A 19,778-nucleotide genomic window follows, 5' to 3' on the forward strand; every position below is an offset into this window, starting at 1 on the left:
AGATTAGAAGAAATGACCCCCTAAAGTGGCGATAATTTCCACTATTGATGAAGTAGTTTTTAGAGAATTTTAACGAAAGTTAAAAATGTGGTTTCTGTTGTGGCGATAGGAACACATTCAACCAACTAAAATTTAACTTAAAATAATCTAAAACTTATTTACATGATGCAAAAAACAATTCTGTATGAAAGTGGACATGAAGGTGTCCGTTCAAAAAGGAAATTACGGTTAGGGCATGCGCTCTTTACCGCCTTGTTTTTCTTGTCCATTCAAATTTCCTCGGCCTATGATACGGTATCGCCTGTAGAGGAAATGAATGAAAGTGTTACACAGACAAGAGTAATCAAAGGAACTATTAAAGATGAAAAGGGAGAAGTGCTTCCCTTCGTAAATGTTGTGGTATTAGGATCTACAAGAGGGGTGCAGTCCAACTTTGATGGGGAGTACCAAATTAAAGCCAATGAAGGTGATATTTTAGAGTATTCATATATAGGTATGAAATCTAAAAGGGTTACAGTAGCCAGTAGTGACGTTATTGATGTGGTTATGGCCGAAGATGCTGAAGCGCTAGATGAAGTTGTTCTGGTAAGTTTTGGTAAACAGAAAAAATCAAGTGTTGTTGCTTCTATCGCCACTGTGAAGCCAGCAGAATTGAAAATTCCTTCCAGTAACCTAACCACTGCCTTGGCAGGAAAGGTGTCTGGTATGATTGCATACCAAAGAACTGGAGAGCCAGGACAAGATAATGCCCAGTTCTTTATTAGAGGGGTTACTTCCTTTGGGTATGGAAACAGCCCACTGATCTTGATCGATGGGGTAGAACTGACGACCAATGACTTGGCAAGGTTGCAACCCGATGATATTGAATCTTTTTCTATTATGAAAGATGCAACGGCTACCTCCCTTTATGGGGCAAGAGGAGCTAACGGGGTTATCTATGTGACCACAAAAGAAGGAACCGAAGGACCACCGAGCATAAGTGCTCGATTTGAAGTTTCTTCTTCTGGAGCTACAAAGGATGTGGATTTTGCCGATCCTATTACGTATATGAAACTTCATAACGAGGCGGTAAGAACAAGAGATCCTTTAGGGATTTTGCCGTATTCTTTAGAAAAAATTGACCAAACTATTGCTGGAAACAATCCGCTACTATACCCTACGACCGATTGGCAAAAGGAATTGTTTAAGGATAATACCATAAATAAGCGATTTAACTTTAGTATTAATGGTGGGGGTAAAGTGGCAAGGTACTATGTGTCTTTAGCAGCCTCTAAAGATAATGGTGTGCTTAATGTGCCTTCTATAAGCAATTTCAGTAATAACATAGATTACAAGAAATTTCAGTTGCGTTCTAATACCAATATTAATTTGACCGAAACAACGACCTTGAAGTTGAATTTTATCGGGAATTATGATGATTATTCTGGTCCTATCGATTCTGGTCAAGAACTGTACCGTAAGGTAATGAGGAGTAACCCCGTGTATTTTAGGCCTTATTATGAAAAGGACGAAACGAACTCTTATATCAACCATGTTCTTTTTGGTAATTATGGCGATGGTAACTATATCAACCCTTATGCCGATATGGTGAAAGGTTATAGAGAAAGTGGGTCATCTAAAATTATTTCGCAAATTGAATTAGAGCAAGATTTCTCTTTTGTCACCGAAGGCTTGGTTGGTAAAGTTGTAGTGAACGCCAATAGAGAGTCTGGAAATGCAATCAATAGATCTTACAGACCTTATTACTATCAGCCAGTATTGAATAGAGAAACCAATGTCGTAAGCCTAAAGCCTTTGAACGAGGAAAGTGGGACCGAATATTTGGATTATAATGAGGCAGGAAAGTTTGTAACCTCTTCTACCTATTTAGAAGCTTCTTTACGATATAATAAAGAATTAGGCGAAGATTTTGACCTGTCCGGAATGATGGTGTATACCATGAACAATAGAACGGTTTCCAATGCTGGAAATTTACAGGCATCGTTACCATACAGAAACATGGGACTTGCTGGTCGTTATACTTTAGGGTATGGCGATAAATATTTCGGAGAATTTAACTTTGGTTACAATGGCTCTGAGCGTTTTGCAAAGAACGAGCGTTGGGGCTTTTTCCCTTCTGCAGGATTGGGCTGGGTTATTTCTAACGAAGATTTCTTTGAAAACATAAAACCTGTAGTGAGCAATTTTAAGCTTAAAGGAACCTACGGGCTAGTGGGTAATGATAATATTGGTGGTTCTGGCGACCGTTTCTTTTACCTGTCGCAAGTGAATTTGACTAGCGGTAGAGGTTATGTAACCGGTACTGATTTCGATTATGGTAAATCAGGGGTTTCCATTCAACGATATGCCAATGAGAATATCACTTGGGAGCTTGCTAAGAAACTGAATATCGGTGTGGAACTTGGCTTATTTGAAAAATGGAGCTTGGAGGCCGATTACTTTACGGAAAAAAGAAGCAATATTTTGGCTAATAGGATCATACTAGCTCATATGGGCTTGGAGTCTGGTGTAAGAGCTAATATTGGAGAAGCCAAAAGTAAAGGTATAGATGGTACGCTGACATATTCTACAGATTTAGGAAATGGGGCTTGGTTACAAGCAAGAGGTAACTTTACCTATGCTACCAATGAAATTACTAAAATGGAGGAGCCAGATTACTCTGCTACACCATGGAAGTCATGGGTAGGCCTGCCTATAGGACAAGTAAGAGGATATATTGCAGAACGCCTATTTGTAGACCAAGCGGAAGTGAACAATTCACCAGTACAAACTTTTGGAGAGTACGGGGGCGGAGATATTAAATACAAGGATGTGAACGGAGATGGTAGAATTTCCCAATTAGACCAGGTGCCTATCGGGAACCCTACTACTCCGGAGATTGTTTATGGATTTGGAGTTTCTGGTGGAGTTAAGAACTTTGATTTGTCTTTCTTTTTCCAAGGACTTGCCAATGAATCTTTTTGGATAAATCCTTATGATACCGCACCTTTTATAGATACTCAATTTGGGGCAGAAGGAAACAACCAATTATTGCAGGTTTGGGCAGATAGCCACTGGTCCGAAACTAATAGAGACATCTATGCCAAATGGCCACGTTTATCGGCTACTCCTAATAACAACAACAACCAGACGAGTACCTACTTTATGCAAGACGGATCTTTTTTAAGATTAAAGTCTGTAGAATTAGGATATAACTTGCCTCAAAAACTAATGAACAAGTTTAGAATGGAAAAAGTACGGATATATGTAACTGGTAATAACCTGTTTAGCATTAGTCAGTTTAAGTTGTGGGATCCGGAAATGGCAGGTAACGGTTTGGGGTATCCTACCCAAAGAGTATTTAACGCCGGTATTCAAATATCACTTTAAAAAAAAGAATATGAGAAATTATAAATACGTATTTGTTTTTCTTTTGGCATGGATGGTATCATCTTGCGAGGAAGATTATTTAGACATTGTTCCAGATAACCTGGCTACGATAGAATTAGCATTCGCTAACCGATATAATACAGAGAATTTTCTGTATAACTGTTATGGTTATTTGCCTAGTCCTGGGGATGTAAACGATAACCCGGCCCTTAAGGGAGGCGATGAAACATGGTTTCCCGAAGCTATTAAAGGTTATAATGGCCCTACGATGGCCCAAGGTTTCCAGAATATAAACAATCCTAGATTTGATAAGTGGAACGGTGGTTTATACGAAGGGATAAGAAAGTGTAATATTTTTCTTGATAACGTAGATGAGGTGCCAGGTTTGGACCAATACCTAAAAGACAAATGGAAGGCAGAGGTTAAATTCCTGAAAGCTTACTATCACTTTTATTTAGTAAAGATGTATGGGCCCATCATTATTGTGGACGATGCAGTAGAGGTATCGGCCTCCACGGAAGCAGTTCGTTCGGAAAGGAACACCCTGGAAGAGTCTTTTGAATATATCGTTGGACTTATGGACGAGGCTATTGAGTTTTTGCCAGAGACCTTACAATATGAGGATGAAGAATTAGGAAGGGTAACCAAACCTGTCGCTGCAGCCATAAAGGCAAGAGTACTGATGACCTATGCAAGTCCTTTATTTAATGGGAATACCGTGTATAGCGGTTTGACCAATTCTGAAGGGGCACCTTTGTTTCCTTTGGAATACGATGCTTCTAAATGGGAAAGAGCGGCCTTGGCAGCTAAAGAAGCAATAGAGATCTCTGAGGCTTCAGGGGTTGCATTGTACACAAAAGATGATTATCAGGATCCTTTTGATCAAAATGATACTACTATCTTAAAGGCAGCCTTAAGAGGAAGGGTGACCGAAAGATGGAACAAGGAAATCATTTGGGGGCATACAAGCAATATTAATGGTCTTCAGTCAGAAGCTATGCCAAGATTGTACGGATATACAACCAATCCGGTAGCTTCAAGGCATGCGCCTACGCTTAGAGTGGCCGAAATGTATTATTCAGAAAATGGGGTGCCTATTGACGAAGACGTAACCTACAACTATGCCAACAGATATAAAACAAAATCGGCGACCAGCAAGGATCGTTTTCATGTAGAGCCAGGACAAAAAACGGCTATCCTAAACTTTAATAGAGAAACTAGGTTCTATGCCGACCTTTCTTTTGATAGAGGTACTTGGTTTGGAAACGGAAGAGAATTAGATACCGATCCTTGGTACGTACATGGTAGAAAAGGAGAATTTGCCTCCGTATTTGAGATTTCTCAGTATTCCGTAACAGGGTACTGGCCTAAAAAGTTGGTCAACCTAAAAACAACGGTCAAAAACGGAACTAGTTTTAGTCCTAACAGGTATGCCTTCCCAATTATCAGATTGGCAGACCTGTATTTGTACTATGCCGAAGCATTGAACGAAGTGAAGGCTGCCCCTGATGCAGAAGTATATCAGTATATTGATGCCATTAGAGAAAGAGCCGGATTAAATGGAGTGGTAGAAAGCTGGAGAGATTTCTCTTTAGAGCCAAACAAACCCACCACCAAAGAAGGGATGCGCGACATTATTCAAAGAGAGCGTATGATAGAGCTTGCTTTTGAAGGTCCTAGGTTCTGGGATTTGAGAAGATGGAAATTGGCCGAAGTATATATGAACAAGCCAATAAAGGGGTGGAGTGTCTTAGGACAGTCAGTGGAAGATTATTACAATGTAAGAATATTGTATACGCCTTCTTTTACCACTAAAGATTATTTGTGGCCTATTAGAGAGTCCGAACTTATTAACAACCCAAGCCTAGAGCAAAATATAGGATGGTAAGTTTAAACAAATACTAAAAATATAAAGACATGAAAAAAATATTTAGTCTATTATTCGTATGCCTGCTCTTGGTAGTAGCCTGTGAAGAAGATTATGAGCATACACCCATCACCATCGATGGGGAAGCTCCCGCGGGGGTCGAAAATGTGCAATTTACCCCTGTGTATGGAGGGTTTCGTATTACCTACGACCTGCCTAAAGACAGTGACCTGTTATATGTGAAAGCAGTATATAACAATAGTAAAGGAGTACAGGTAGAAACTAGGTCTTCTGGATATACCAATAAAATAGAAATTCTAGGGTTTGGAGATACCGAAGAGAAAACCATTACTCTAATTGCGGTAGACCGTTCGGAAAATGCTTCGAAACCTGTTTCTTTTACGGGAAATCCGCTGACACCTCCAGTTAAAATTATTGAACAAAATCTAGCGATTACCCAAGATTTCGGTGGGGCCAAATTTCATTGGGTCAATGAAGAAAAGACGCCTATTTCTATTTCGTTGTTTGCCGAAAACGATAAAAAGGAACTAGAAGAGGTAAGGACTATTTATACCTCCCAGTCCGAAACTAGTTTTTCGTTAAGGGGATATGAGTCCGTAGAACAAAAGTTTGCGGCAGTAATCAGAGATCGGTACGATAATTTTTCGGATACTATTTATCCTGCTACGCCTAATAAAATGATCATTCCATTATTTGAAGAGCGTTTGGATAAGAAACAGTTCAAAAAATTAATCTTGGCCAATGATACCAATTGGGATGCCTGGGAAGGAGATTATACTAATTTCTATGATGACGATATGAAATCAATCGTTCATACTCAGGGGGATCGTCCTAATCCACAGATCTTTTCAATCGATCTTGGGGTGGTGGTTAAATTGAGTAGGTTTACACTTTATCAAAGAATGTCTCACGGGTCCTTGCATGCTTATACTCATGGAAATCCCAAAAAGTATACCGTTTACGGAGCTAAAGAATTGCCTGCAGATCCTGAAAATCTGGAGAACTGGATACTTTTAAGAGAGTGTGAGTCTATTAAGCCATCGGGCTTGCCAATAGGTCAAAATACCGATGAGGATATAGATCACCTAAACGCAGGGGACGAATATACTTTTGATGAAGCACCAGAAATTAGATATTTCAGACTTGCAGTGCACGAAACCTGGGACGGTGCCGGTTATATCAATGCATCGGAAATAACATTTTGGGGAAATATTTCAAACTAAAACAAACGAAAAATGAAAACAATATATAATAAAAGTAAATTGTTTTTCCTAGGGGTACTTGGGCTGTCCATGTTCGTGTCTTGTGCAGACCAGAACGATGTTCACCAAGAGTTCATTAAAGATGGAGAAACATTTTATACCAATAAAGTAGATTCAATTACGTCCTTTTCTGGTAAAAATAGGGTGCAGATCAGTGGGTATATCACCTCTGCCTTTAGCGTATCCGAAATTGTAGTTTCTTATGATCAAGGAAACTCCGAACAGGTGTTTACTTATGAAAAATCTGAAGCTGAAACGGATCAATTAAATTTGATGGTGACCGACTTAGAGGAGAAGAACTATGAGTTTGAGGTGTTTAGTAGAGATGCACACGGAAATATTTCGGTTCCGGTATCAGTTTTTGCCTCTTCCTATGGCGAAAAATATAGATCCCTGCTAGAGAGTAGACCGGTCAATAGCTTTTCTTATTCAGAAGGGGATGCTACCGTCACCTTTGGATTAAGTAACGAATACCAAAGAAAATCCGAGGTAACATATACAAATAACAGTGGCGAGGAAACTATTATTGAGGTAGCCAAGGACGAAAGTGAGACCGTATTGACCGATGTATCCCTGGATGCTGCTATTATGGTGCGTACCTATTACGTGCCAACCCAGGCAATAGAAGGGGAAGAGACCTCTATTGATCAATTTGAATCCGATTGGAAAAACATTGATTTGCCAGCAATACCAAGCATTTTGGAAACAACCTCTTTTGCGAGTGTACTAGGTGGTGTAGAGGCTTCTTGGTCTAATCCGGATGGCTTGAATTTACAAGTGACGTTCAGTTTTACAGCTGGCGGAGCTGTAAAAACACAAACAGTTACATCTTCCGATATTAATGGGAAGGCTGTTGTTTCGGGAATGGAAGAAGGAGAACAAATCATAGAAGTAACTATGGCAGATTTATATGGTAACTCTTTTGGACCAAAGGAGTTTACGGTAACGCCAGAAGCAGCAGTATTGCTAGACAAATCAGCTTGGACAGTAGTAGAGTATTCTTCAGATGAACCAACGCGCAAAGCCTTACATACTATAGATGGTGATTTGTCTACGTTTTGGCATACAGATTGGTCAAACCAAGCACCTCCTTATCCACATCATTTTGTAATCGATATGGGCGCAGAGAAAACCATCACAAGTTTTGAAGTGTTTAGACGACAAGGAGATTCACGAGGACAGACCAAACATCAGTTCTTGATAAGTATGGATGGCGAAACTTGGACAGACCTTGGGTCGTACAACATGAATCCGCAAACTAATGATGGGCAGGTATATGCAATGCCCCAAAACCCAAAAGCTAGGTATTTTAAATATGTGGCCTTGGAAGGACCTAACTTTTATGCCTTCTTGGCAGAGATCAATGTCTACGGACTTGAGTAAATAGTTATTAATAAATATAGGGGGAGGGCATAGTTCCTCCTCCTTTTTTTATTAAAACTAACCATACTTCCTATTGAATAAAGAGAATAAGAAACATTTTAAAGTTTCAAATTGGGTTTTAGGTGTTCTTATTATAGTAGAAAGAATATAAATTGGAAGGTTATTCAAAATTTTGCTGTTTCAACAAACGATTAATTACATACAATAATCATATCATCCTATGAGAAACATCTATATTTTATTTCTATTAAGCATTTTATCCGTGCCTTTATCCGCTCAAAACTCCCCAGTGCATATACCTGCTTCCAAAACCCTCGTGGGCATCTGGAAACAGACAGGGATAACCAATCCTAGAACAGGGAAGATTATGGATGTAAAAAGTGGAAATTATAAGGTAATCAATGCAGATGGTACCTATTATACTTTTATAACATGGGGAATAGAAGACCCATCAAAAGGTACTGCAATTGGACAATATGGTACCTATAAGGTTACATCAGAGAATACCTTGGTTGAAAACATAGTTCAACATACCATGAATCCTTTGCTAAACGGAAAAAATAGCAACCTTAAATTTGAATTGATTGACGAGAAAACATTGCTGATGGCCTGGAGCCCAAATACTATAGACTGGGTCAATGAAAGATGGACACGAATGCCATTGTCCTTGTAAAAACCTGTTTATTTACAGGAATGGGAAAGGAGATGTTCCTATGTGTAGTAACTAAAACCTTTTGGAAGTGCTACGGGGTAAAGGACAACCACCTTTATTTGCTTCTATTAAATAAGCCTAATCAACCTTAACAATTAAAATCGTGAAAAAAACTATTACTTCTTTAATAAAAAAAGGTATAGCCATTATTGCTTTCCTTGGTTTTATACCAGAAAGCAAGGCGCAGATACCCATTACTCCCTACGACGAATTACCGGGAATAATCATAACTTATAAGCCCAATTATCAAGAGTCTTTTCCGGATTGGGCAAAAAAACTATACGAGTACCCTGTTAATTTCCAGGAAATAGAAAAGGGGTATAAGGCCTATAAGGCTACAGATCCAGGGAAAACCCCTATTGAAAAATACTATAAAATATGGAGGCGGGTAATATCCGATTATGTGCAATCCGATGGTACTATTCAACTACCCAAGAAAGATGAATCGTCCTTAAGTAATAAAGGAGCATCCATACAATTTAAAGGCACGGATACCTCCAATGCCAACTGGAGCTTTTTAGGGCCAAAGAACACCTATTGGCTAAACGAATCTAATAGTCCCAATATACCAGGGATTGCTCCTTGGCAAGTAAACGTATATTCGGTAGCCGTAGCTAAATCCAATAACAATATCATTTATGTAGGTACAGAAACTGGCTTTGTTAATAAGTCTGTAGATAAAGGGCAAACATGGAAATTGATGGCACCAAATTACCTTTTTCATTCGGGAGTAACCAGTATTGCCATACATCCTACCAATGCCAATTTAGTATATGCCTCTTCTCACAACCAAGTACATAAAACCTTGGATGGCGGAGAAACTTGGGTGCCAATACTGAATACCGAAATGCACGTAAATCATATCCTTATAGATCAGAACAACCCTAATAAATTGGTGATTTCTTCTAATAAGGGAATATATGTTAGTACAGATTCAGGGAATTCTTGGACGCAAAAAGTAACTAATAAGGCCTGGGATGTTCAGATTATGCCTGGGAACAGTAATGTGATCTTTGGTTTGACAACAAATGGCTTGGGGAATTTTGAGGTGGTATCCTCTTCCGATGGGGGGAATACATTCGTTAAAATGGTAAGTTTTCCGGCTGCTTTAAAAGAACATTCGGGAGGATTGCTCGCTATGTCGGCAGCCAATACCAATATCTTATATGCAACCATGCTCAGCGAAGGTTCTCCTTTGCTTTATAAAGGGACTTTAACCAATGGGGATTGGGTGTGGACAAAAGTTATAGAATGTGATACCCAGGCCTTTCCTTATAATAACGGTCAGGGATATTACGACCTTGTCCTAGAGGTTTCTCCACTAAATGAAAACGAATTTATGGTGGGAACAACAACCTTGTTCAAAACCAATAATGGCGGAAGTTCTTTTGATGCCATTGGGGGGTACTTTGGGCGTTTTTCTATTCACCCAGATATTCAAGATATGTTTTGGATGCACGATGGCTCTGTATATGTGGCTACCGATGGTGGATTAAGTTTTTCAACAGATGCCTTTGAAACCGATTTTCAGCCTTTAATAAATGGCATGGTAGGCTCGGATATGTGGGGGTTCGACCAAGGGTGGAACGAAGATATCATTGTAGGAGGCCGCTACCATAATGGGAATACGGCGATAGCAGATTTTTACGGGGACAAGGCCCTAAGAATGGGAGGGGCCGAATCGCCGACCGGTTGGGTGTTACAAGGAAAAAGCAGGCATGTCGCCTTTAACGATTTGGGGAAAGGGTGGATACTGCCCAAAACAGCGGAAGGAGCACCAGAAGGAAGGTTCCTGTTTTCTAAGTTTCCTAATATGCTCGAGTATGGAGGGAATAGAGGTAGCATAGTGCACCATCCTAATTATCACGAGGTATTGTTCCTTGGAGAAGGTAACGATCTTTGGACCAGTACCGATATGGGCGAAAGCTTCTCTTCCTTAAAAAGCTTCCCGGGCTTGGTCATGCAGGTTGAGGTGAGTTTTAAAAACCCCAAGGTCATGTATGTCGACGTTAAAAACTACGGGCTTTACAAAAGTGAAGACGGTGGACTTACCTGGGCTAATAAAACCTCACTTACTAGTAGTGAAAATGGAGGCGATGGTATGAAAGGGCGTATCAGTATGGTGGTTTCTCCATATGACGAGAATACAATTTATGCTACCTTTTCCAATGGAACATGGGGAGGGAGCAAAGGAAAAGTTTTTAAATCTATAAACGGAGGGGATTCTTGGGAAAATATTACCGGAAGCGTTAACTTAAATACCAAATCCCTAGTAATACAACCTAGTGCTACGGGCGAAGATTTAGTTTATTTGGTGACCAAGAAAGGATATGGTGTGCCTGCAAAAATATTTTATAGAACCGCATCAATGAACGATTGGGAATTGTTTTCAAAAAATTTCCCAGATAATTTTTCTGCCATAACAGCAGTTCCTTTTTATAGGGATGCAAAAATAAGAGTGGCCGGTAGTGGCGGTGTATGGGAAAGTTATATGCAAGACCAAAATTTTGAGCCCGTTTTAAACCCCTGGGTAGAAAAAGGATACAGCAATTGTATGCTAGATACCCTAAATTTTGACGATCATTCCATGATTAAACATGAAGGGGCTACTTGGAAATGGGATATTACGCCAACACCGAGTTATATCAGCGATGCTAATAGTAGGAACCCCAAAGTTGTTTTGGGAAATCCAGGAGCTTACGATGTTACTATGACGGTCACCCAAAACGGAAAAGTATATTCCAAGACCATCAAAGAAATGGTAGTGACTACTACCTGCCCCTCTATTACGGACTGTAGCAACCCAGGAGAATTGCCTAAGAACGAATGGTCTCTGGTTCATGTCAGTAGTGAGGAAACAAATTATCCGGGATTGGGAACCATGGCTTTTGACGATGACCCCAATACGATATGGCATACCCGATGGAGTACTGGTACTGATCCGTACCCGCATGAATTACAAATTGACCTTGGGAATATATACAGTATAAGTCAATTTACTTATTTACCTAGATCCAATGGTTCTAACGGAAGAATAGCAGAGTACGAATTATACTTTAGCTATGACAAGAATAATTGGGGAGAAGCTGTGAAAACTGGGGTTTTCGAAAATAGTTCCAGTCCACAGCGTATCAATTTTGACGAACCAGTAAAAGGACGTTATATGAGAATAAAAGCCTTGTCAGAAGTCAATGGGCAAGTTTTTGCCTCTATAGCAGAAGTAAGCCTGATAGGTTGCCTAGACGATAATTGTCCGGGGATGGATAACCCAGATCAGGCCGATTTTGATGGCGATGGCATAGGAGATGCCTGTGACGATGATGACGATAATGACGGTGTCTTAGATGTTGACGATCTTTGCCCAAAATCTGAACCGAATGCCGTGGTAGACGAACATGGCTGTACCTTATTTTCCTTGCCAGCTAATAATTTTAGCGTAGAGGTGTTGTCCGAAACCTGTAGAAGTAGCGATAATGGAAAATTAATCATTACTGCCAAAGAAGCCTTAAACTACCAGGTGAAGGTAGTAGGGCATGGTCAGACTTCTTCCTATAGTTTTACAGAAACTTTGGAGATTTCGGATCTTAAGGGAGGAACCTATCAACTTTGTTTTACTGTAGACGGTCAGCCTGCTTTTGAACGCTGTTATGATGTGTCTGTCAGTGAGCCCCAAGATATTGCCGTAATGTCGTTTTACGATCCAGATACCAAAGAATTATCTCTAAAGATGTACAACGGTACTAGTTATAAGGTGTCTATTAATGGAAAAGTTTGGGAAACATCGGAAAATGAGATTACCCTAGCCTTGGATGAAGGTGCCAACCATATATCGGTAACTACCGAAAAAGATTGTCAGGGAGTATTTGAAAAACAAATAATGCTGGCTAAAAAAATATTGGTGTATCCTAACCCGGTAGAAGACTATCTATATATGAATTTAGGGGAAGACAAGTCTAAAATGATCCAGATACAAATGTATGATAGTGGAGGTAAACTAATTCTTGCCAGAACCCAAGAGGTAACTAGTAGTATGTTGCGTGTTGATGTGGCCTTTGTGTATAGTGGAATTTATTCGGTTCGCTTAACTACCCAAGAAGGGATACATAACTTTAAAATAATTAAAAAATGAAAAAATCATTAATTGCACTGTTGATGATATTCACCGCCTTTTCTTGTAGTGACGGCGGTGATGCACCTAAAGAAGAAGAGGTGGTTAGTCCTGAAGCTGCCACTTTAGTTTTTCCTTTGAACAATTCGGAATGTATCGAAGGGGTTGTAAAAAGTGACACTAAAAGTACTGTTACCTTCGACTGGGAAGATGCCTTGCATGCCAATAGGTATGAGCTGAAGTTGAAAAACCTGTCTACAGGTTTAATTACAGGGCATAATATTTCTAAAAGTGAGGTAGCCCTTGATTTGGAAAGGGGAGTGGCTTATTCTTGGTATGTAATCTCTAGAAGTCAAGGGTCTTCGGAAAAAGCCGAGAGTCCTGTTTGGAAATTTTATAATGCCAGTGTTGCGTCTTCCTCTTATGCTCCCTTCCCAGCAGAGGTTGTTGCTCCCCAGATAAACCAAGAGGTAGCATTTGCTTCAGCGGGTATAGTATTAGAGTGGAGCGGTAGTGATGTAGATAAGGATATTGAAAGTTATGATCTTTATTTTGGAGAAAGTGATTCCCCAGAGCTCTTTAAAGAAAACCTAACAGTATCCAAACTAGAAAACGTTGAGGTAAAGGCCGCCACCAATTATTATTGGAAGGTAAAAACAAAGGATACTCAAGGAAATATCTCCTATTCAGACCTTTTTCAGTTTAATGTGAAATAAGGTGTAGACAAAGAATGTTGTAAAAGAGAAAAGATAATAATTGAATCTTAAGAGCAGTTGACATTCTAAAAAAACTCCCTCGAAAGCAATGGACAGGGAGTTTTCTATGAACATACCTACCTATTAACAATTTTTAAATGCCTTATTATGGATAATCAACAATCTTTTAATGTAAATATGCCCGGTATGGATGGGTATGATGTGCTTTTTGTAAAATTAGTGCTGGTGATCATTATTTTTTCTTTACTGCTAGCTATACTGAATTTTTTAAGGGACAAGTTTATTAATAAAACTACTGACACCAATAGGGAGGATATTTCAGGGCTCCTGATCGTATTAAACAAATTGTTTTTTATTGGCGGATTTGGCTTTGTGATAGCCAATATTATCAAAGTGATACTTTCCCAAAGCAAAAGAAATTCGGGCTTCCCTTCCGTAAGGTTTGGCGGAGAGTGGGACTATTTGATCTTTGGAATTATTCTGGTTTTTTTGGGTATTGGATTTAAAGTGAGCAGAAAAGTCCTGAAAAAGGAATCTGCTATTTCCTCGGAGACCAAAAATTAGGAGGTTTCCCATGAATATAAATCTATTCCTATACAGCTAGGGGTGATTTAGCTTGTGGTATAACTATCGCTGTTGAAACCTAAAGTGTGCATCCCAATAGTAACCTCTAAAAAAAATATGAAATTAAAAAATACCATAACAGCTTTAGTCTGCGTACTGCTACTGGTGTCTTGCCTGGAAAGCAAAACAGCAAAAGAAACCTCCCTAAAGACGCAAAGAGAACAAATGATCGGAGATTGGCACTTTTCGTCAGAATCTTTTCAAAGAATTCATCCCAAGGACGAGGTTGTGATGGCCTTTACCTTGCACGACGATGCCACGGCAACCGTGGTTTTTGGAAATAAAAATACATCGCGAGTAGAAAAGGGAAGTTGGTCTTGGCAATATAAAAAAGAGCTAGGCAATGAAAATTTTGGACTTTCTTCTAGTACAGATGTTCTAGTAAAAGTTCAAAAATCTAAGGACAAGGTTTTTGTTATCGGATTCCAGTTAGAAATGGAAGACCAAGAATTACGGTTGTCAACTGGGAGGGCGCATAAGTATGTAAAACAGTAAGAAATATAGGATCTAAAAGTCCACCTCTTTAAAAAACCAAACCCCATCCTACTCAAAAAAAGGATGGGGTTTGGTTTTTATAGATAGCTAGGAGCCCAAAAAAGACATCCTTAGCTTAAATCATGTGTCTTTAAAAATGCCTCCAAATCATCCTTTTGAGCTTCTTTCTTAAATTCAGCAGGGGTCATGCCATATTCCTTTTTAAAACATTTGGAGAAATATTTGGTATCCCCAAAACCAACAGAGTATGCCGCCTCGGAAACAAGGTAATCGTATTTGCCGATCAAAATGGCCCCCTTCTTTAAACGGTACATTCTAAGGAATTCTACAGGTTTTTTTCCCGTTATTTGGGTGCATTTACGGTAAAGGGCAGAATAGCTCATTCCTAAAGCGTCCGAAATATTTTCGAGCTTAAAGTTGATGTCATCTATATTGTTTTCAATTTCATCCACCATTTTTCTGACAAACTCATCGCTTTTAGAGTCTACCTCCGTGGTATTGGGCAAACTCAGTTGATCCGATTTAAACTTGATCATCAACCGATCTTGCTGCATCAGAATGTTCTCTACCTTTAGCAAGAGCTCGTCCCTGTTAAAAGGTTTCGGTAAATACGAAATGGCCCCGGCATTCATTCCCGATATTTTAACTTCCGTACTGCTTTTAGCAGTCAATAAGACCACTGGGATATGACTGGTTTTTTCCGTTTTCTGAAGTTCTTGGCAAAGTTCAATCCCGGTCATTTCAGGCATCATAATATCACTGATCACCAGGTCTGGGAGATGTTCCTCAATAAGCTGTTTTCCTAATAGCCCATTATCCGCACTAATAAGGTTAAACGAATCGTCGAATATCGATCTCAAATAAATCTGAATGTCCAAGTTGTCGTCTATGATGGCAATGGTCTTCTCTTTCTTAGAAGAGTTTTTTTCTATCAAAGTAGGTCGTGTTCTTATTGGGGCTTCTTCTGGTATTGTTACATCCTGCTTTTCTTCCTTTCGGTAATCATCGCCGCTAAGCGGAATTTTTAGGGTGAAGGTAGCGCCGCTACTACTATTGTTATGTACAGTAATATCGCCATGATGTAGTGTTGCCAATTCTTTTACCAAGGCAAGGCCAATGCCGGTACCGCCAATTTCCTTACCGTTTTTAGATTGGTAAAAGAGGTTGAAGATTTTATCGATATCCTTTTCTGGGATACCAGGACCACTATCGGAAACTTTTATTAAAATGTATTTCTGCTTTTCACAGACAGATACATTCAAGTTAATACAGCCATCCTTTGGCGTAAATTTTATCGCATTGGAAAGGAGGTTGTATACAATATGCTCTAATCGTTGAGTATCGAACCACAAGGCTTCTGGTAGCTCGGCATAGGTTTCCTTCAGGGAAATGCCTTTGTATTTGGCGTGTTCCTTAAACCCATAGGCAATATCCTTTATAAAATCAATTAAATTCCCTTCGGTAACCTTGAGCTGAAGCTTTCCTAATTCATAATTCTTCATCGTGGTAAGCTCGGCAGCAATCCTAGAGAGCCTTTGGGTATTGTTCCAAACCATTTGTAGTCGCTGCTGGTTGCTGTCCTTTTCTTTGGCATTTTTAATCATATCCTTTATTGGGGCACTAATAAGGGTGATCGGAGTTTGGATTTCATGAGACATTTTAGAGAAAAAATTCATCTTCATATCATAGAACTCCTTGTTTTGCTTGTTTTTTAAAGAAGCAACCAAAAATTTGTTCTTCAGGTTCAACCAAGTAGTAATCGCATATAGCATCCCGCATAGCACGATAAAATAAAGAATGTAGGCCCAAGTTTGCTTCCATAGAGGGGCTTCAATGATAATCGCTACTTTTTTTGGAGAAATATCCCAAAGACCCTTCTTGGTCCCGGCCTTCACTTCAAAAGTATAGCGGCCAGGAGGTATATTGGTGTAGGTGGCCATATTGTTGCTCTTGGAAGAAATCCATTCCTTGTCAAAACCGTGAAGTTTATAGGCGTATTGGTAATACGATTTTAAGGTGTTTCCCAAGGCAGAAAACCTAAAGCTAAATGAGGATTGAGACGGGCCTAAGGTTAAATGTCCAATATCTTCTATTTTTTTGTTTATCTGATCGGGAATAATAGATGCGGCAGGTCTATTGAGTACCTCAATGCCATTGATCAATAATTTTGGGTATTCCTTTTTTTGTTGCATTTGCTGCGCATGAAAATAATTCAATCCTTTAGAGCCTCCAAAATACAGGAGCCCATCGCTGTCTTTGTAACTGCTTCCGCTTCTAAAATTGTATCCTTGAAGCCCGTCGGCAATACCAAATTCTTCTACATTTTGGGTGTTCGGGTTATATTTAAAGATCCCTTCATTAGTACTCAGCCATAGCGTATTAGTATCCGAAGAAAGAACTGATCTAAAGCGAATCTCCTTAAAATCGTTCGGAAATTCCAATTTTTTAAATAGCTGAGCATCTATGTCGTAAACGGCTAAGGTGCTATTGGCAATAAACCACAAATTATTGTTGTCATCTACCGTCATATCATTGATATAATGATATAGGTTAGTGTTCAAGCTACTGTTCTCAGGGGTAATATTTTTAAATTGAGAACTGCTCAGTTCATGCTTGTTTTCTGTAAAATTAAACAGGCCGCCATTGACGCTGCTAACCCAAATACCGCGGTTCTTGTCTTCTATAATATTCATGACGGTATAGCCTTTTAGCCCGTTGTCACCGTAATTAAAGTGTGCTAAGGGTTTCATTGCGGCATCAAATATGGACAGCCCAGATTCGTACGATATCCATACTCTATTCTTTGAGTCCTTAAACAATACAGTAATACTGGTTGGTGTATACCCAAGTTCCTTGCTCAAAGAATACGGACGGATTCGTTTTGTAGTAGGGTTTAATTCCCATAAACCTTCTCGGTAAGTGCCAATTAATAAGGTGCTAGCATCTAATTCCAATATGGACTGAACGTATTTACCTTTAAAACCATCCTTATCATCAAAGGTTGTGGTGGAATTGTTTTTTTCATCGTAGGCGGTTAGTCCTCTCCCGTCCGTGCCTATATAAAGAATATTGTTGTTGGCCTTATACATCGACAAGATTCGTGTGGGGGTGAAATTTTCATGGCCAGAATGGTAATGTAAACCCTTTAAGGTGTTAGGAAGTATCTGTAGGTGTTCACTGTTGGGAAAAAACCATACATTGCCATGGTTGTCTTCCCTTATTTTGAGGACTGTATTAGAGGCCAAGGAAAACTCACTGTTTTCATTTCTATAGAAGTGGACGACCTCTTTGGTGCTAGTATTCATTTGATAAACCCCGTTTCCATCGGTAGCAACCCATACATTGCCTTTGCTGTCACATGAAATATCCTTAATAATACTTCTTATTTCTAATTCAACGGTATATTTTTCAGTGCTTTTACTGGGTGTGAAACTACAAAGGTTGCCTTGCGCATTTGCAAACCATATTTTGCCATAAGCCTTGTTAATCTTGTATCCGTAGGCCAAAACGCCCGAGCTCTTTTTAGTATTAATATTATAATTATAAATTCTACCGCTCTTGGTAGAAAACCAAATAATACCGTCCTTTTCTACAATATCATGAATTCCTCTTATGATAGAAGTGTCGTTTTGGCCTAGGTTAACACTGTCAATTTGGGTGCTTAAAGGTTTTTTAAAGTAAATTTTGCCGTCTTCGGTGCCAAAGAGCAAATAATTAGAGCTGGCTGTTATATTGTTTATTTTCTTGGAAGGCGATGTTTGTTTCTGGGTAAAGAGGTTATAAGGTGTAAAGGTTCCTTTGTCATTCTGATGCGCTATACGTCCGTTTAAGGACAATACCCAAAGCTTCCCGTTCTCATCCAATTCGGCTTTCTCAATAAAGTCGGTTTGGTTGTGGTCTTCCAAGGGGAAAATTGTATCAAACGGAATGTCCACGTAGGTCGCACCGTCGTATTTTACCATACGGCTAGTATGCTCAAGCCATATATATCCAAGACTGTCCTGCAGCATATCGTTGGGAAGAATATCCTTATTGTCAATGGTGACCTTAATCGGAATTAAATTCTTGGCCTGTTGTCCCCATGAGCTAATGGAAATTAGAAAAAATATAATGAGAAGCTTGGTTTTTAACATCTGGTAGGTGTTTGGTCTAATCTGTAAAATTAGCTCATAATATACGATTATACAATATGCAATGCAGAGCTTTTCCTATGTTTAAATAGTTAAAAACCGAACAATAGTGGTTTTTGTAGGGGGTTGGGCGTTCCCCTAACGGGTCGGGCTTTCCGCTGTATCTTTTTTAAAGGTCCCGCGGCCCTCTAAAAAAGGATGCCGCTGCAATCCCTAACGCTTTTTACTACTAACAGTAAACAAATGGCCTGTTCCGCAAAGTCCTGTTCCGCAAAGTCCCCCGACTTTGCGGTGCATTATATAGTTAAAGTTTCGAAATGTTGTATGCTGCGAAAGACTTAGTTGAGGACGAAGCTGACTGATTTCAATGTTAACTTTATTTACTGTTCACAGTAGACTTAAACTACCCTTATATATAGGACAGTTGAACGCCGATCGCTGGCGCGAGCGTCACGCTCGTGCCCGTACTAGAAAGGAACAGCGTGGCGGCCATATTTTAAACACATCCAATGCTATCCTTATATATAGGATGGCCTGTTCTGCGAAGTCGTGAGACTTCGCGGAGCGAGCAAGAAGCTAATTAATAATGGAATTCATTGTTAATTGCTGATCAATTTTTGGCTTTCAAGTAGTTTAGGTGTGTAAGTAACTGAAAACAAATAAGTTAAAAGCACTTCTGAAAATAATCATAAAATCTTTCAAAAAAAACCTTGCCAGTTTTAGAAAGAGGCGTACCTTTGCCGTCCACTAGCGAGGCAGTGCCGAGCAAACGGAAAAGGCGTTAAGAGCGCCATGTTCATTGAGTTTTGTTTCCATTATCAGTTAAGCTAAAAGAAAGAATTTTATTTTTTTAAAAAAGCTTGCCGGATAAAAAAGAAGCTGTACATTTGCAGCCGCTTTAGGAAATAAGGCAAACGAGAAAGAATAAAAAGTTCATAGACATATTGTAAAGACAGCGTATTTCCGTTCTGGCGACAGATCGGAAATATTGAATAAAAATCGAAAACACGGGCCGGGCAATTAGCTATTAATGGTTGATCAAGTTATATAAAAATCAACGATGAAGAGTTTGATCCTGGCTCAGGATGAAC

General features: G+C 39.4%; 10 protein-coding genes. 9 read left to right on the forward strand and 1 reads right to left on the reverse strand.

Annotation, left to right across the window (positions count from 1 at the left end):
- Nucleotides 1-162 precede the first annotated feature (162 nt).
- From HCG49_RS14720 to HCG49_RS14760, 9 genes are all read left to right on the forward strand, one after another.
- Complete coding sequence (locus HCG49_RS14720; protein ID WP_240938712.1) at nucleotides 163-3,369, forward strand: SusC/RagA family TonB-linked outer membrane protein; 3,207 nt, start codon at nucleotides 163-165, stop codon at nucleotides 3,367-3,369.
- A 10-nt stretch (nucleotides 3,370-3,379) separates the two neighbouring features.
- Nucleotides 3,380-5,257 (forward strand): RagB/SusD family nutrient uptake outer membrane protein, encoded by a 1,878-nt coding sequence (locus tag HCG49_RS14725; RefSeq protein ID WP_205764412.1) that lies wholly within the window; start codon nucleotides 3,380-3,382, stop codon nucleotides 5,255-5,257.
- A 29-nt stretch (nucleotides 5,258-5,286) separates the two neighbouring features.
- Nucleotides 5,287-6,480 (forward strand): DUF5000 domain-containing lipoprotein, encoded by a 1,194-nt coding sequence (locus HCG49_RS14730; RefSeq protein WP_168470286.1) that lies wholly within the window; start codon nucleotides 5,287-5,289, stop codon nucleotides 6,478-6,480.
- A gap of 12 nt (nucleotides 6,481-6,492) precedes the next feature.
- Nucleotides 6,493-7,902: a DUF4998 domain-containing protein gene (locus HCG49_RS14735; protein WP_168470287.1), complete on the forward strand. Its 1,410-nt coding sequence runs from the start codon at nucleotides 6,493-6,495 to the stop codon at nucleotides 7,900-7,902.
- Nucleotides 7,903-8,122: 220 nt separating this feature from the next.
- Nucleotides 8,123-8,575, forward strand: a complete 453-nt coding sequence (locus HCG49_RS14740; RefSeq protein ID WP_168470288.1) for a DUF4488 domain-containing protein — start codon at nucleotides 8,123-8,125, stop codon at nucleotides 8,573-8,575.
- A 142-nt stretch (nucleotides 8,576-8,717) separates the two neighbouring features.
- A complete protein-coding gene (locus HCG49_RS18755; protein WP_168470289.1) occupies nucleotides 8,718-12,743 on the forward strand; it encodes a discoidin domain-containing protein in 4,026 nt (1,341 codons plus the stop codon).
- Nucleotides 12,740-13,438 carry a hypothetical protein gene (locus HCG49_RS14750; RefSeq protein ID WP_168470290.1) on the forward strand — a complete coding sequence of 233 codons (699 nt, stop codon included), beginning with the start codon at nucleotides 12,740-12,742 and terminating at the stop codon, nucleotides 13,436-13,438. The genes HCG49_RS18755 and HCG49_RS14750 overlap by 4 nt, the downstream gene beginning before the upstream one ends.
- 147 nt (nucleotides 13,439-13,585) lie before the next feature.
- Nucleotides 13,586-14,002, forward strand: a complete 417-nt coding sequence (locus HCG49_RS14755) for a hypothetical protein (protein WP_168470291.1) — start codon at nucleotides 13,586-13,588, stop codon at nucleotides 14,000-14,002.
- 117 nt (nucleotides 14,003-14,119) lie between these two features.
- Nucleotides 14,120-14,557 (forward strand): hypothetical protein, encoded by a 438-nt coding sequence (locus HCG49_RS14760; RefSeq protein ID WP_168470292.1) that lies wholly within the window; start codon nucleotides 14,120-14,122, stop codon nucleotides 14,555-14,557.
- A gap of 110 nt (nucleotides 14,558-14,667) precedes the next feature.
- Here HCG49_RS14760 and HCG49_RS14765 read toward each other — a convergent pair whose 3' ends face one another.
- Nucleotides 14,668-18,690 carry a hybrid sensor histidine kinase/response regulator transcription factor gene (locus tag HCG49_RS14765; protein WP_168470293.1) on the reverse strand — a complete coding sequence of 1,341 codons (4,023 nt, stop codon included), beginning with the start codon at nucleotides 18,688-18,690 and terminating at the stop codon, nucleotides 14,668-14,670.
- Nucleotides 18,691-19,778: the final 1,088 nt, after the last annotated feature.

It is taken from the genome of Arenibacter sp. 6A1 (assembly GCF_012272855.1).
Lineage (GTDB): Bacteria > Bacteroidota > Bacteroidia > Flavobacteriales > Flavobacteriaceae > Arenibacter.